This is a genomic window from Aromatoleum bremense (genome assembly GCF_017894365.1).
Classification (GTDB): Bacteria; Pseudomonadota; Gammaproteobacteria; order Burkholderiales; family Rhodocyclaceae; genus Aromatoleum; species Aromatoleum bremense.
This window is the reverse complement of record NZ_CP059467.1, coordinates 633,187-647,241: the sequence shown is the minus strand read 5'-3', so window position 1 is coordinate 647,241 and position 14,055 is coordinate 633,187. Positions and strand designations below refer to the sequence as shown.

The window sequence follows — 14,055 nt, the reverse complement described above, 5'->3', positions numbered from 1 at the left end:
CGCGCATTATAGGCCGCGTACTGGTTAATCGGGATGATCCAGAGATGTTTCGCATGCGTGCGCCCGCCGCTCCGGCGAGCGCACGCGGCTACAGCACTTCGGCCGCGTGGTCCGCGAGCCGCGAACGTTCGCCGCGCTGCAGTGTGATGTGGCCCGAATGCAGCCAGTCCTTGAAGCGGTCGACGACGAAAGTCAGGCCCGAGCTGCCTTCGGTCAGATAGGGCGTGTCGATCTGCGCGATGTTGCCGAGGCATACGACCTTGGTGCCGGGGCCCGCGCGCGTGATCAGCGTCTTCATCTGCTTCGGCGTCAGGTTCTGCGCCTCGTCGATGATCAGGAACTTGTTGATGAAGGTGCGCCCGCGCATGAAGTTCAGGCTCTTGATCTTGATGCGCGAGCGGATCAGGTCGCGCGTCGCGGCGCGGCCCCAGTCGCCGCCTTCGCCGGCGGTGCCGTTGAGCACGTCGAGGTTGTCCTCGAGCGCGCCCATCCACGGCGCCATCTTCTCTTCCTCGGTGCCGGGCAGGAAGCCGATGTCCTCGCCGACCGGTACGGTCACGCGCGTCATGATGATTTCGGAATAACGCTTGGCTTCGAGCACCTGGGTGAGACCGGCGGCCAGCGTCAGCAGCGTCTTGCCGGTGCCGGCCTGGCCGAGCAGCGTGACGAAGTCGATTTCCGGGTTCATCAGCAGGTTGAACGCGAAATTCTGCTCGCGATTGCGCGCCGTGATACCCCACACGTTGTTCTTGGTGTGCGCGTAGTCGACCAGTGTTTCGAGCAGCACGCTGCGGCCGTTGCGCTCCTTCACCCACGCCTGCAGCGGCGCCTCGCCGTTCTGGAACAGGAACTCATTGACCAGCAGCTCCGGGGCCAGCGGCCCGCTGAGGCGGTAATAGGTGCGGCTTTCCTCCTTCCAGGATTCCATGCCCTTGCCGTGGGTGTCCCAGAAGTCTGGCGGCAGCTCGCGCCAGCCGCTGTAGAGGAGGTCGGTATCCTCGAGCACCTTGTCGTTGAAGTAGTCCTGCGCGTCGAGGCCCAGCGCGCGGGCCTTGATGCGCATGTTGATGTCCTTGGAGACGAGGATCACCGGGCGCTGCGAGAAGCGCTCGGCCAAGTGCATCACGACCGCGAGGATATGGTTGTCGCCTTTCGCCGTGGGCAGCGCAGCGGGCAGCGCGACGTTGATCGCTTCGGTCTGCAGGAACAGTTTGCCGGTCGCCAGTCCGCGCGACGGGCCGTCGAGGGCGATGCCCGCATGGATGTCGTCCGGGCTCCCGCTGACGATGTCGTCCATCATGCGGCTCGCCTGGCGGGCGTTACGCGCGACTTCGGACATCCCCTTCTTGTTCGCGTCGAGCTCCTCGAGCGTCATGATCGGGACGAAGAGGTCGTGTTCCTCGAAGCGATAGAGGCTCGTCGGATCGTGCATCAGCACGTTGGTGTCGAGGACGAACAGCTTGGTCTTCTGGGTGCGGGGTGCGCGTTTGGTCATGGAGTGCGGAGCAGGTGGGAGGAGTGCGGCCGGATCTAGAGGGTGGTGACGAAGTCGAGCACTTCCTGGACGTGTCCGGGCACCTTGACGCCGCGCCATTCGTGCCGGATCGCGCCCTCGGCGTCGAGGACGAAAGTGCTGCGCTCGATGCCGCGCACCGCTTTGCCGTACATATTCTTCATCTTGATGACGCCAAAGGCGTTGCACGCGACTTCATCGGTATCGGAGATCAGCTCGAACGGCAGCGCGAGCTTGGCCTTGAAGTTTTCGTGAGACTTGAGGCTGTCGCGCGAGATGCCGAACACTTCGCAGCCGGCGGCACGAAACGCCGCGTGGTGATCGCGGAAGTCCGCCGTTTCATTGGTGCATCCGGGCGTGCTGTCCTTAGGATAGAAGTACAGCACGACCTTGCTGCCGCGCAGGGCGGGCAGCGCAACGGTGGTTCCGCCCGTGGCGGGCAGGCTGAATTCGGGGGTGGACGAAGTGGCGCTTGCAGTCATGGACTCTCCAGCGAAAATGGATGACCGCAGCGTAGCGGACAAATGTTGCAGCTGACAATGCGCGCCGGAAGGCGGGCGCGGTGTTCAGGGCGCGTCGAAAATCAGTGCGGCTGCGACGGCGCGACCTTCGGTGGCCAGGATATTGTAGGTGCGGCATGCCGCCGCGAGGTCCATGACTTCGTAGCCGATGCCGGCGTCGATCAGCGGGCGCAGCACGCGTGGCGACGGAAAGCGCAGCCGCGAACCGGTGCCGAGGAGGACGACCTCGGGTGCGAGTTCGCGCAGGGCGACGAAATCGTCTACAGCAAGAGCGTCGAATCCGGCCGCTTTCCACGCCAGCACGCGCTCGCTCGTCACGATGAGGTTGCCCTCGTGGCGCACCTTGTTGACCATCACGTGATCGGCGGCATAGCCGGTGAAGAGGTTGAGGTTCGGGTTCTGTTCGAGATTCAGCTTCATGACGGTTCGCTCGGTCGGCAAAATTGCCGGGGGGGGGCGGGCTTGGATAAGATAGCTTCTTTTGGCTCGCCGGTCCGGCACGAAGCATTCTACCCCGGCGAGCGAAAACCTTGCGCACCGCTGCCGCGGTGCGGAGTATCCAGATCATGCGAAAGAAAGGACGGATTGCGATGAGCGTCGAGCCGAAACTGCGTGTTGCCCCCCTGATGGCGGAAACGCAAGCATCCCCGCTGGACCCCGACGCGAGGATGGTGCGCAAGTCCGCGAAACTCGCCAATGTCTGCTACGACATTCGCGGGCCGGTGCTGATCAAGGCCAAGCAGATGGAGGACGAGGGGCACAAGATCATCAAGCTGAACATCGGCAATCTCGCCGCGTTCGGCTTCGACGCGCCGGAAGAGATCCAGCTCGACATGATCCGCAACCTGCCGAACTCGGCCGGCTACTCGGAATCGAAAGGCATTTTCGCCGCGCGCAAGGCGGTGATGCATTACACGCAGCAAAAGCACATCAAGGGCGTGACGCTCGAGGACATCTACATCGGCAACGGGGTGTCGGAGCTGATCGTGATGGCGATGAACGCGCTGCTGAACATCGGCGACGAGGTGCTCGTGCCGGCGCCCGATTACCCGTTGTGGACCGCTGCGGTGAGCCTGTCGGGTGGCACGCCGGTGCATTACATCTGCGACGAAGCCAACGAATGGCTGCCCGACCTCGACGACATGCGCGCGCGCATCACCCCGAACACGCGCGCAATCGTCGTCATCAACCCCAACAACCCGACCGGCGCGCTGTATCCGGACCACATCCTGCAAGGCATCGTCGACATCGCCCGGGAGCACGGCCTGATCGTCTACGCGGACGAGGTGTACGACAAGGTGTTGTACGACGGTGCGACGCACCGGTCGATGGGCTCGTTCTCCGAGGACGTGCTGACGATCCTCTTCAACGGCCTGTCGAAAAACTACCGCTCGTGCGGCTACCGCGCCGGATGGATGGTCGTGTGCGGCGACAAGCGCCACGCGCAGGACTACATCGAAGGGCTCAACATGCTCGCGTCGATGCGGCTGTGCGCGAACGTGCCGGGGCAGTACGCGATCCAGACCGCGCTCGGCGGCTACCAGAGCATCGACGATCTGGTCGCGGAAGGCGGGCGCATGCGCCGTCAGCGCGACCTCGCGCACGAGCTGATCAGCGCGATCCCGGGCGTCAGCTGCGTCAAGCCGAAAGCGACGCTGTACATGTTTCCGAAGCTCGACCCGAAGCTTTACCCGATCGAGGACGACCAGGCGTTCATCGCCGAACTGCTCGAAGAAGAGCGCGTGCTGCTCGTGCAGGGCAGCGGCTTCAACTGGCCGCACCCGGATCATTTCCGGCTCGTGTTCCTGCCGCACGAGGACGACCTGCGCGACGCGATCGGACGGATCGCGCGCTTTCTCGAGCAGTATCGCAAGCGGCACGCCGCCTGAGCGCGTCCCGCCTCATTTAACCGGCGTCAACCGGCCCACTCAACCGAATTTCCAACCGAATCTTCAATCGAACGAGCTTTTATGAAACCGATCAATGTTGGCCTGCTGGGCATCGGTACCGTCGGCGGCGGTACCTTCACCGTTCTCAAGCGCAACGAGGAAGAAATCACCCGTCGCGCCGGTCGCCCGATCCGCATCACCGCAGTGGCCGACAAGAATCTCGAACTCGCGCGCAAGGTCGCGGGCGCCGACGCGCGACTGACCGATGACGCATTCTCGGTCGTCGCCGACCCGGAAATCGACATCGTCGTCGAACTGATCGGCGGCTACGGCGTCGCGAAGGAACTGGTGCTGGCCGCGATCGAGAACGGCAAGCATGTCGTTACCGCGAACAAGGCGCTGCTCGCGGTGCACGGCAACGAGATCTTCGCCGCCGCGCAATCGAGGGGCGTCATGGTCGCGTTCGAGGCGGCGGTTGCCGGCGGCATCCCGATCATCAAGGCGCTGCGCGAAGGCCTGTCGGCGAACCGCATCCAGTGGCTCGCCGGCATCATCAACGGCACGACGAACTTCATCCTGTCGGAGATGCGCGACAAGGGCCTGCCGTTCGCCGATGTGCTCAAGGAGGCGCAGGCGCTCGGCTACGCCGAGGCCGATCCGACTTTCGATATCGAAGGCGTCGACGCCGCGCACAAGGCGACGATCATGAGCGCGATCGCGTTCGGCGTGCCGATGCAGTTCGAGGCCGCGCACGTCGAAGGCATCACGAAGCTCGACAGCATCGACATCCAGTACGCGGAGCAGCTCGGCTACCGCATCAAGCTGCTCGGCATTTCGCGGATGCGCCCGGAAGGCATCGAGCTGCGCGTGCATCCGACGCTGATCCCGGCCAAGCGGCTGATCGCGAACGTCGAAGGCGCGATGAACGCCGTCGTCGTCCATGGCGACGCCGTCGGCGCGACGCTGTATTACGGCAAGGGCGCCGGTGCCGAGCCGACCGCGAGCGCAGTGATCGCCGACCTCGTCGACGTCACCCGCCTGCACACTGCAGACCCCGAGCACCGCGTGCCGCATCTCGCGTTCCAGCCGGACCAGGTACGCGACCTCAAGGTGCTGCCGATCGAAGAGGTCGTGACCTCGTATTACCTGCGCATGCGCGTCGAGGACAAGCCGGGCGTGCTGGCCGACATCACCCGCATCCTCGCCGACAGCGGCATCTCGATCGAAGCGATGATCCAGAAGGAAGCGCCGGAAGGCGCGTCGCAGACCGACATCATCATGCTGACCCACATCACGATCGAGAAGAACGCCAACGCGGCGATCGCGAAGATCGAGGCCCTGCCGGTCGTGCAGGGCAGGATCACCCGCCTGCGCATGGAAAGTCTGCAGTAAGCGCGGCCGTCAAAAAAACGCCCCGGCTACCGGGGCGCAAGCGGATCGTCCCGGGCCAGGTGGAGGAGACCGGACCCATGCAGCGGCGACCCGCGCGAACGTGACGGATGCGAACCCGGCTGGGCGACCGGAAGGTTTCCCGGTCGCCGCCTTGCCGTCCAGTCGACTACGAAAACCCCGCTAAGCCTTCATGATCTTCAGCGTCTGGATCGAGGTGTATTCCTCGAGCCCGTAGCGGCCGAACTCGACGCCCAGGCCCGACTGCTTGACCCCGCCGAAGGGTGCGTCGGGCTGGACGGCGCCGTGCTCGTTCACCCACGCCGTGCCGCATTCGAGGCGCAATGCGAGCTCTGCGGCCTGCGCGCGGTCGTTCGACCAGATCGAGCCGCCCAGCCCGTTGTCGTTGTCGTTGGCGCGCGCGATCACCTCCTCGATGTCCGAGTAGCGGATCACCGGCAGCACCGGGCCGAACTGCTCCTCGTCGACGACGCGCATGCCGTCCTTCGCGTCCGCGATCACCGTCGGCTCGAAGAAGAAGCCGCCGCCGGTCCGGGCCTTGCCGCCGGACAGGATGCGCGCACCATGCGCCCGCGCGTCCTCGACGAGTTCCTGCACGAACTCCAGCTGCGCCTTGTTCTGCACCGGTCCGAGCTGCGTGCCTTCGACAAGGCCGTCGCCGACGACCGTCTCCTTGGCGATGCGCGCCAGCTCCGCGCACACTTCTTCGTAGATGCTGTCGTGCACGTAGAGGCGCTTGAGGCAGGCGCAGGTCTGGCCATTGTTGTGGAAGCCGACGCCGAAGAGCTTCGGCGCGATCGCCTTCGGATCGACGTCGGGCAGCACGATGCCCGCGTCGTTGCCGCCGAGCTCGAGCGTGAGCCGCTTCAGGTTGCCGGCAGCGTTCTGCATGATGTTCTTGCCGGTTGGCGTCGAACCGGTGAAGACGATCTTGTTGATGTCCGGGTGCTTGGCGATCGCCGAGCCGACCCCGGATTCGCCGGTGACGATGTTCAGCACGCCCGGCGGCAGGATCGCGTTGGCGAGCTCGACGAAGCGGATCGTCGCCGTCGGCGTGACCGAAGCGGGCTTGATCACCACCGTGTTGCCCGCGCGCAGCGCCGGGATCACGTGCCAGATCGCGATCATCAGCGGCCAGTTCCACGGCGTGATCGAGCCGACGACGCCGAGCGGCTTGCGATGCACTTCGATGCGGGCTTCATCGTTGTCCTGGATCACTTCGACCGGCAGCTCGAGGTCGGCCGTGACGTGGGTCCACGCGATCGCGCCGCCGACTTCCATCCCCGACCCGACCCCGTTCAAGCCCCCGAGCGGCTTGCCGCTCTCCTTCGTGACCAGTTCCATCAGCGCCGGCATGTTCGCTTCGAGCGCGGCACCGAGCGCGTGCAGCAGGCGCTGGCGCTCGGCGTCCGGGGTGCGGCTCCATGCCGGGAACGCTGCGCGCGCCGCTGCGACGGCCTGGTCGACGTGCGAGGCGTCGCCCGCCTGGACGCGGGCGAACACTTCTCCTGTCGCCGGATTCACGACGTCGAAGGTGCTGTCGGTACGTACCGGCCTGCCGTTGATGATCATGTCGAAAATCTGCATCTCGTCTCCTTCACGCTTGCGTTGAAGCGAATTGTTGTAAGTCGCCGGCCGTGGCGGCGGGCGATGGTCGGAAGCCTATGGGACGCGGCATGCGCAGTGTTATCCGAGATCGGCAAGGCCGCGTTCGGGGCGGCAGGATATGTGCCGCTCGCGACCCGGGACGGCGACCCGGCCCTGCTCGCTCCGCTTCACCGGACACGCGGCGAGCGGGGAATGGCCGCTGGTGCGGATCTCCTCTCCATCGGGCTAAAGGTTACCCGGAAATGGACGATACACAGGATCAAGCGGGAGATTGTCGATCGCATCTTCCATTGGAGCTGGACAACTGCGCCGTCGATGTATTCCCAAAAACAAGACCCAGGAGATTTCATGAATTCGAATCCGCGCAGCGGTCTTGCTGCATCCTTGTTCCCATTTCTGCGCAAAGGCCGGGACGAGACGTCGCGGTCGCTGGCGGACCTGAGTGGTGAACGTCCGGATATCGGCGAGAAGGCGACCGGGGTGCGAAGCGGTTTCATCGCGCAGGTCCGGGAGACGATCGCCGCGCTACGCGGCAAAGGCTCGAGCATCGCCGTGGAGGCAGCGAAACTGAACCTGCGTATTCGCCAGACCACCGTCAGCGCGAACCGCCAGCGTGAGCTCGCAGCATTGGTTTTCGACGCGAGTCAGACGACTCGCGCAGCGGTTTCGCGGGTGAGCGCCCACGCCGACGAGATTGACGTCGCGACCGCAGCCAACCTGGAGGCGGTGCAGACCAACTATCGGGAACTGCTCGATGTGGCCGAACGCATCAGCGGGATCAGTGAAAAAGTGCAGTCTTTCGACCGGATCGTTGCCGAGCTGAACAATCATTCGGCAAAGATCCGGGACATCGGCCTGCTGATCAATCACATTTCGGATCAGACCAACCTGCTGGCCCTGAATGCGGCAATCGAAGCGGCCCGTGCCGGGGAGTCGGGCCGGGGTTTCGCAGTCGTTGCCGATGAAGTCCGCAAGCTCGCGGAGAAGGTCAAGGTCGCGACCGGCGTCATCACCGAGAACTCGGACCAGATGCTCGGCCTCGTCGCCGATACCGAAGTGGAGACGCGCGGCATTGCCGAGGACTCGGAGCGGGCACGGCAGGTGGTGCACAAGTCGTCGGCGAATTTTGCCGCGATGATCGGAGAATTGCAGCGGGTCGGCGCCCAGATGAAAGTCATCACCCACTCGATTCACGAGATTCGCAACACCAACGAGACCGTGCATGAGCGGGTGAACGAAATCAACTCGCTATCGGGGCAGGTGTCGACGCAGATGCTCGAATCGGAACGCTTCTCGAAGGACCTCCGGGAGCATACCGAAGGCCTCCACGCGCTGTCGTCGCGCTTTCGCATCGGCGAGTCGGCCTACGACAGGTTGACGGGCGTCGCCGAGGAAAGCCGCAACGAGGTGGTCAGATACCTCGAGGACAAGGCGCGCACGCTGAACATATTCGATACGCGCTACCAGCCGATCCCGAACACGCAACCGCCCAAATTCCACACCAGCTACGACATGGCGATCGGCAAGGAGCTGCAGGATATTTAGTCGGCCCTGCAAAATTCACCCGCCGGCCCCGGTTGCGACGGCATTCGAACCGTGGGGTGCAGGGCAGGTCCGCGTGAGCGAACGGTGAAGAACGAGCGCCAGTAGCGACAGCAATAGTGGACGCAAAAAAAGCGCCTTCAGCCCCAGGCGGAGCATTGCCCGCAGCAACCACCGCAGGTTGTACCCTGCAGCGCAGAGCACAGTATGCAATGCATCACCGAGTGAGCCCTGCAGCCAACATCTGTCCATTCGATGATCGGACTTCAGATGCCCAATCGCGGGTTCCACTGCCTGGCGCCGCTTGAGCCATCGGCGTTGCTGTTGTGTCAGTGACTTGTACTTGCCACGGTGAATGATCTGCACCCTCGGGTTGTCTGCATCCACGCCGCGATAGCCCAGATCGACGATCACCTGTTTCGGCGCCTTACCGGTCCCCTCCAGCAAGATCGCGGTTTGCTCCAGCTGCTGATTGAGCACATGGCCGTCATAGGGGTTACCTGGGAAAGTTCGCGCGCCCACCATCAGGCCACTCTTGTGCGTGACGGCAATGCTGGCCTTGACCCCAAACTCGTAGGGCTTACGCGCTTTTCCCTTGCCGATACACTCGACCTCCGGCGCGTGCAGCGCGTAGAGCTTGTTCTTGTCCTTGGGCTGTTGCGTGCGGATGCGCTCGGCACGCGCCATCAGGGTGGTCAGGCGGGTGATCGAGGCGCCCGATTGTGCCGTTGCCGTGGTGAGTTTGCGTTTGATCTCGCGCAGGACGATGCCAAGGATCGTGCGTTGCCGTTTGACGGTGCGTCGAAGGCGTTTGAACTGTTTGGCATGGGCGTAGCCGCCGGCCTTGCGTCGGAGCTCACGGCCTTCCTTGATGAAGGTCTGCTTCAGTGCGATGCCTGCCGACTTGGCCGCTTGCACGACTTTCGCCCGGGCAATCTCCAGCAACCGGCTATCGACCGGATGGGCGATGGCCTTCTCCTGCACGGTGCTGTCGACGATGACCCGTTCAAATTCAACCGGGCGTACCGCCTTTGTCGCCACGGCCGTGTCAATCGTGGCCTTGAGCAATTCTTCGACGCCGGCTTCGCCAATCGCCGTCCGAAACCGTCCAATCTGGGTGGCATCGCAAGGTAGCGTTGGCGTGTAGTAGTCCAGGCCGCTGAAAAATTGCCACACGACATTCTCCGACCACCGAACCACGAGTTCTTCATCGCTGAGATTGAACGCGTGCTTGAGGTAAAGCAGCGCAGCCATGAGCCGAATCGGTAGCCGCGGCCGGCCCGCCATGCTCACGCTGCTCCCCGCGATCTCGAGCGTCGTTCCGAACAGATCGGTGCCTTCGATGACCTGTCCTTCGCGGTGCTTACGGGCGAACGCCGGGGCCAAGGCCGCTTCGATCTGCGTCCAGGGTATGCGTGACGCCAACACCACCAACGGGTGCCGAAGATCAATCATCTGGTCGAGTCGGGATCGGAAAAAATCGTCGGTTGCCATCTGCACGGAGCCCCATTTCCCTGAGGTTTCAATCACCTGTATTTTACTTTCTGAGGGAAATCGTGGGGCTACTTTCTGACGGAATCCCAGTATTCATGCGGGCTGTGAGGGTTTTGCAGGGCCGACTATTTACGAGCGCGCGCTCGAAAGGTTCCCCGGCCTGGCGTTCTGCGCGGCGGTCGACACGAACTGCTACATGCCCGTCCATAACCGCCGTTTTTCCGCGGAGCCGAACGGCGACTCCGAGCATGACTTGATGTTCAGCCGGCAAAAGCGCATCTACGATGATCCGACATGTCGTCGCGCACTCGCCAACACGGGGCACGCGTTGCTGCAGACCTACGTGCGCGACACCGGCGAGGTGCTGTGCGATCTTTCGCTGCCGATCGTCGTCGGCGGTCGTCACTGGGGCGCCTATCGCTTCGGCTTCGCGCCGGCGTTGCTGCAGGATTGAGCCAGGCGAGCGGTGCGGTCGCCGCGCATGGACTGGGTGCGCCCGCTGGCGGATAATGCGGCCCTTGTGCCGCCGGGAAACCTGTGCGCCGGCGCTGCAGCGGCCCGCCGCCCGTTCCATTTGAACCTGCTCACCTGAAGGACCCCACCGTGAAGTATCTCTCCACTCGCGGCCACGCCGCGCGACCCGAGTTTTGCGACATTCTGCTCGGCGGTCTTGCGCCGGATGGCGGGCTGTACCTCCCCGAAAGCTATCCGCAGATCTCGCGCGCCGAGCTCGACGCGTGGCGCTCGCTGTCGTATGCGGATCTCGCGTTCGCGATCCTGTCGAAGTTCATCACCGACATTCCCGCCGCCGACCTGAAGGCGATCTGCGACAAGACCTACACTGCGCAGGTCTATCGCTTCGCGCGTCCGGGCGACGACGCCGCCGAGATCACGCCGGTGCATTGGCTCGAAGCCGGCAAGCTCGGCCTGCTGGAGCTGTCGAACGGCCCGACGCTGGCGTTCAAGGACATGGCGATGCAGCTGCTCGGCAACCTGTTCGAGTACGTCCTGGAGCGCCGTGGCGAGACCATCAACATCCTCGGCGCGACTTCCGGCGACACCGGCTCGGCGGCTGAGTACGCGATGCGCGGCAAGCATGCCGTGCGCGTCTTCATGCTGTCGCCGCACGGCAAGATGAGCGCCTTCCAGCGCGCGCAGATGTATTCCCTGCAGGACGAGAACATCTACAACATCGCCGTCACGGGCATGTTCGACGACGCGCAGGACATCGTGAAGGCGGTCTCGAACGACGCCGCCTTCAAGGCCAGGTACAAGATCGGCGCAGTCAATTCGATCAACTGGGCGCGCGTTGCGGCGCAGATCGTCTATTACTTCAAAGGCTACTTCGCTGCGACGCAGTCCAACGACGAACAGGTCGCCTTCTGCGTGCCGTCGGGCAATTTCGGCAACATCTGCGCCGGCCACATCGCCCGCCAGATGGGGCTGCCAATCGCGCGGCTGATCCTCGCGACGAACGAAAACGACGTGCTCGACGAGTTCTTCCGCACCGGCGTCTATCGTCCGCGCAAGGCTGCCGAAACACACGTCACGTCGAGCCCGTCGATGGACATTTCCAAAGCGTCGAACTTCGAACGCTTCGTGTTCGACCTTGTCGGGCGCGACTCGAAGCGGGTCGCCGAACTCTGGAAGGCGGTGGATGCAGGCGGCGCCTTCGACCTGTCGGGGTCCGCCGATTTCGCCCGCATCGGCGATTTCGCGCTCGTGTCCGGCTGCAGTTCGCATGCGGGGCGCGTGGCGACGATCCGCAAGGTGTTCGAGCAATACGGCACGATGATCGACACGCACACCGCCGACGGCATCAAGGTCGCCTGGGACTGTGCCGGCAGCGTGCCGGCGGGCGTGCCGTTGCTGGTGCTCGAAACCGCATTGCCGGCAAAGTTCGCCGAAACGATCCGTGAAGCGCTCGGGCGCGAGCCGGAGCGTCCGGCTGAGCTCGAAGGCATCGAGAACCTGCCGCAGCGCGTCGAACTCATGGCGCCGGATGTCGAGGCGGTCAAGCGCTTCATTGTCGAGCGCGTGTAGCGCCGGCAGAGGGAGGCCGCGAACGGGAGTCCGTCGCGGCCCTTGTCGGGCAGTCCGTGCCCGGTGTGGAGGGCGGCTGCTCTGGTCCGGATCTGTCTAACCCGAAGCGGCCCTCATTCCTCGACGTGACGCAGCGACAGGTCGATCGCCCGGACGTCCTTCGTCAGACTGCCGATCGAAATACGGTCCACGCCCGTTTCGGCGATCGCGCGCACTTTTTCGAGATTCACGCCGCCCGATGCTTCGAGCTCAGCGCGCCCGTCGGCGATGCGTACGGCTTCGCGCATCGTCTCGAGGCTCATGTTGTCGAGCAGGATCATCTTCGCGCCGGCGTCGAGCGCTTCATGGAGCTCTTCGAGCGTCTCGACCTCGATCTCGATGAACACGTTCGACGGCGCGATCGCCTGGGCCTGCTCGATGACGCGGGCGATGCTGCCGGCGGCGATGATGTGGTTTTCCTTGACCAGGATGCCGTCGTAGAGTCCGACGCGGTGGTTCACTCCGCCGCCCACCGTCACCGCGTATTTCTGCGCGAGGCGCAGGCCGGGCAGCGTCTTGCGGGTGTCGACGATCTTCGCGCGGGTGCCGGCGATCGCGTCGACGAAACGCCGGGTCGCGGTCGCGGTCGCTGAAAGCAACTGCAGAAAATTCAACGCGGTGCGCTCGGCGGTGAGCAGCACACGGGCGCTTGCGACAACTTCGCACAGCACCTGGCCCGGTTCGATCCGGTCGCCATCGCGTACGTGCCAGACGACTGCGGCGGCGGGGCTCAGCACCTCGAACGCAGCGTCGAACCACGCGGTGCCGCACAGGACCGCCGCCTCGCGAGTGATGACGCGGCCGCGCGCGTCGGTTTCCCAGGGGATCAGACGCGCGGTGAGGTCGCCCGTGCCGACATCTTCCGCCAGCGAGGCGGCAACGTTGCGCTGGATTTCGATGCGTAGCTGTTGTGACAGATTCATTGGCGTCGGCCTTCGAAGTGGAGCGGGGATTCTAGCGGTTCCGCCCCTTCGATGGCGCGAATCTCGTTTGTCCTGGACGCCGGTTCGTGAGCCGTGGCAAGCGCCTCCTGCCGGCGCTGCGCGGCGCGGCGGCCGTCGATGGCGATCAGCACGCCTGCGCCGCCGATCGTCAGGATGCCGACCAGTCCCCAGCCGTCCGGCAGTTGGCCGAAGCCGAACCAGCCAATCAGGGTCGCCCACAGCAGCTGCACGTACAGGATCGGCGACAGCATCGAAGCCGGAGCGTCGCGGAAGGCGCGGATCAGCAGGAAATGCCCGCAGCCGCCGTAGATTCCGAGCGATGCGATCAGCAGCGCATCCAGCGGCCCGGGCATCGGGCCCTCCCACAACCACGGCAGCGCGAGGCTCGTGGCGGCAGTGCCGACCAGCGCCGTGTAGAACAGCATGTTGACCGGGGTTTCGGTCGGGGAAAGCTGGCGGGTGAGAATCTGGTAGGCCGCGTAGCTCACGGCCGCCCCGAGGGCGAGGGCGACGCCTTCGGCCACCAGCGCGCCGCCGGGCCGGGCGATCAGCAGGACGCCGACGAAACCGGTCACGACCGCGACCCAGCGCAGCGGGCCGATGCGTTCGCCGAGCAGCGGCCCCGCCATCAGGGTGACCATCAGCGGCGCGGCGAAGACGATCGCGGTGGTCTCGGCCAGCGGCATCACCTGCAGCGCGGCGATATTGAAGAAGGTCACGGCGAGCAGGCAGGTGGCGCGAACAATCTGTCGGCCCGGTCGCCTCGTTGTAACGAGTTTGAGTCGCATCGACGGCGCCAGGAACACCACCATCAGCAGGAAGTGCAGCGCGTAGCGCGACCACACCAGCATCGGGACCGGGTAGGTCGCGGCGAGGCGTTTGGCAGTGGCATCGAGGAGCACGAACAGGAACAGCGCACCGAGGAGCAACATGATGCTGCGCAGCGCATGGGGGTGAGTGTCGGACATGGGGCGGGGGCTCGATTATTGTGGGGGCAGACGAAACCCGGAAGTCCCGGATCGAAGCGCACGGGCGCGGTATTTCCCGCTCGC

At 64.5% G+C, this 14,055-nt stretch carries 11 protein-coding genes and 1 pseudogene; 5 read left to right on the top strand and 7 right to left on the bottom strand.

The features are described from left to right. Positions 1–88: 88 nt before the first annotated feature. From pbN1_RS02965 to pbN1_RS02955, 3 genes are all read right to left on the bottom strand, one after another. Positions 89–1,495, bottom strand: a complete 1,407-nt coding sequence (locus tag pbN1_RS02965) for a PhoH family protein (RefSeq protein WP_169202273.1) — start codon at positions 1,493–1,495, stop codon at positions 89–91. A gap of 35 nt (positions 1,496–1,530) precedes the next feature. Next, the gene (locus pbN1_RS02960) at positions 1,531–1,995 is read right to left on the bottom strand and encodes a peroxiredoxin (RefSeq protein WP_011238620.1); all 465 of its coding nucleotides are present in this window, start codon (positions 1,993–1,995) and stop codon (positions 1,531–1,533) included. 84 nt (positions 1,996–2,079) lie between these two features. Beyond that, positions 2,080–2,454: an Mth938-like domain-containing protein gene (locus tag pbN1_RS02955; protein ID WP_169202272.1), complete on the bottom strand. Its 375-nt coding sequence runs from the start codon at positions 2,452–2,454 to the stop codon at positions 2,080–2,082. A 206-nt stretch (positions 2,455–2,660) separates the two neighbouring features. Between pbN1_RS02955 and pbN1_RS02950 the strand changes: the two genes are divergently transcribed. Together pbN1_RS02950 and pbN1_RS02945 are read left to right on the top strand one after the other, a co-directional pair. Continuing rightward, positions 2,661–3,923: a pyridoxal phosphate-dependent aminotransferase gene (locus pbN1_RS02950; RefSeq protein WP_277813126.1), complete on the top strand. Its 1,263-nt coding sequence runs from the start codon at positions 2,661–2,663 to the stop codon at positions 3,921–3,923. Between the two features lie 81 nt (positions 3,924–4,004). Beyond that, positions 4,005–5,315 (top strand): homoserine dehydrogenase, encoded by a 1,311-nt coding sequence (locus pbN1_RS02945; protein WP_169202271.1) that lies wholly within the window; start codon positions 4,005–4,007, stop codon positions 5,313–5,315. Positions 5,316–5,495: 180 nt separating this feature from the next. Here pbN1_RS02945 and pbN1_RS02940 read toward each other — a convergent pair whose 3' ends face one another. Then, positions 5,496–6,920, bottom strand: a complete 1,425-nt coding sequence (locus pbN1_RS02940; protein WP_169202270.1) for an aldehyde dehydrogenase family protein — start codon at positions 6,918–6,920, stop codon at positions 5,496–5,498. An 882-nt stretch (positions 6,921–7,802) separates the two neighbouring features. Here pbN1_RS02940 and pbN1_RS21100 point away from each other — a divergent pair. After that, positions 7,803–8,135: pseudogene (locus pbN1_RS21100) on the top strand (methyl-accepting chemotaxis protein); the annotation flags it as partial. A gap of 366 nt (positions 8,136–8,501) precedes the next feature. Here pbN1_RS21100 and pbN1_RS02930 read toward each other — a convergent pair. After that, positions 8,502–9,977 (bottom strand): IS5 family transposase, encoded by a 1,476-nt coding sequence (locus tag pbN1_RS02930; protein WP_210147604.1) that lies wholly within the window; start codon positions 9,975–9,977, stop codon positions 8,502–8,504. Positions 9,978–10,173: 196 nt separating this feature from the next. Between pbN1_RS02930 and pbN1_RS02925 the strand changes: the two genes are divergently transcribed. Then, on the top strand, positions 10,174–10,431 hold the full coding sequence (locus pbN1_RS02925; protein WP_169203690.1) for a hypothetical protein: 258 nt from the start codon (positions 10,174–10,176) through the stop codon (positions 10,429–10,431). A gap of 149 nt (positions 10,432–10,580) precedes the next feature. Further along, positions 10,581–12,020, top strand: coding sequence for a threonine synthase (gene thrC / locus pbN1_RS02920; protein ID WP_169203689.1), 1,440 nt, complete (start codon positions 10,581–10,583; stop codon positions 12,018–12,020). 113 nt (positions 12,021–12,133) lie between these two features. Here thrC and nadC read toward each other — a convergent pair whose 3' ends face one another. Next, entirely contained in the window at positions 12,134–12,982 is an 849-nt protein-coding gene (nadC, locus tag pbN1_RS02915; protein ID WP_169117513.1) for a carboxylating nicotinate-nucleotide diphosphorylase, read from the bottom strand. Next, the gene (locus pbN1_RS02910; protein ID WP_169203688.1) at positions 12,979–13,971 is read right to left on the bottom strand and encodes a DMT family transporter; all 993 of its coding nucleotides are present in this window, start codon (positions 13,969–13,971) and stop codon (positions 12,979–12,981) included. The genes nadC and pbN1_RS02910 overlap by 4 nt, the downstream gene beginning before the upstream one ends. Positions 13,972–14,055 lie beyond the last annotated feature (84 nt).

Bases quoted from the DNA above. Each gene is read 5' to 3' on its own strand.
- pbN1_RS02955 (WP_169202272.1), bottom strand. From the start codon at position 2,454: ATGAAGCTGAATCTCGAACAGAACCCGAACCTCAACCTCTTCACCGGC.
- pbN1_RS02965 (WP_169202273.1), bottom strand. From the start codon at position 1,495: ATGACCAAACGCGCACCCCGCACCCAGAAGACCAAGCTGTTCGTCCTC.
- pbN1_RS02925 (WP_169203690.1), top strand. From the start codon at position 10,174: ATGCCCGTCCATAACCGCCGTTTTTCCGCGGAGCCGAACGGCGACTCC.
- pbN1_RS02930 (WP_210147604.1), bottom strand. From the start codon at position 9,977: ATGGCAACCGACGATTTTTTCCGATCCCGACTCGACCAGATGATTGAT.
- pbN1_RS02950 (WP_277813126.1), top strand. From the start codon at position 2,661: ATGGCGGAAACGCAAGCATCCCCGCTGGACCCCGACGCGAGGATGGTG.
- pbN1_RS02910 (WP_169203688.1), bottom strand. From the start codon at position 13,971: ATGTCCGACACTCACCCCCATGCGCTGCGCAGCATCATGTTGCTCCTC.
- pbN1_RS02945 (WP_169202271.1), top strand. From the start codon at position 4,005: ATGAAACCGATCAATGTTGGCCTGCTGGGCATCGGTACCGTCGGCGGC.
- nadC (WP_169117513.1), bottom strand. From the start codon at position 12,982: ATGAATCTGTCACAACAGCTACGCATCGAAATCCAGCGCAACGTTGCC.
- pbN1_RS02960 (WP_011238620.1), bottom strand. From the start codon at position 1,995: ATGACTGCAAGCGCCACTTCGTCCACCCCCGAATTCAGCCTGCCCGCC.
- pbN1_RS02940 (WP_169202270.1), bottom strand. From the start codon at position 6,920: ATGCAGATTTTCGACATGATCATCAACGGCAGGCCGGTACGTACCGAC.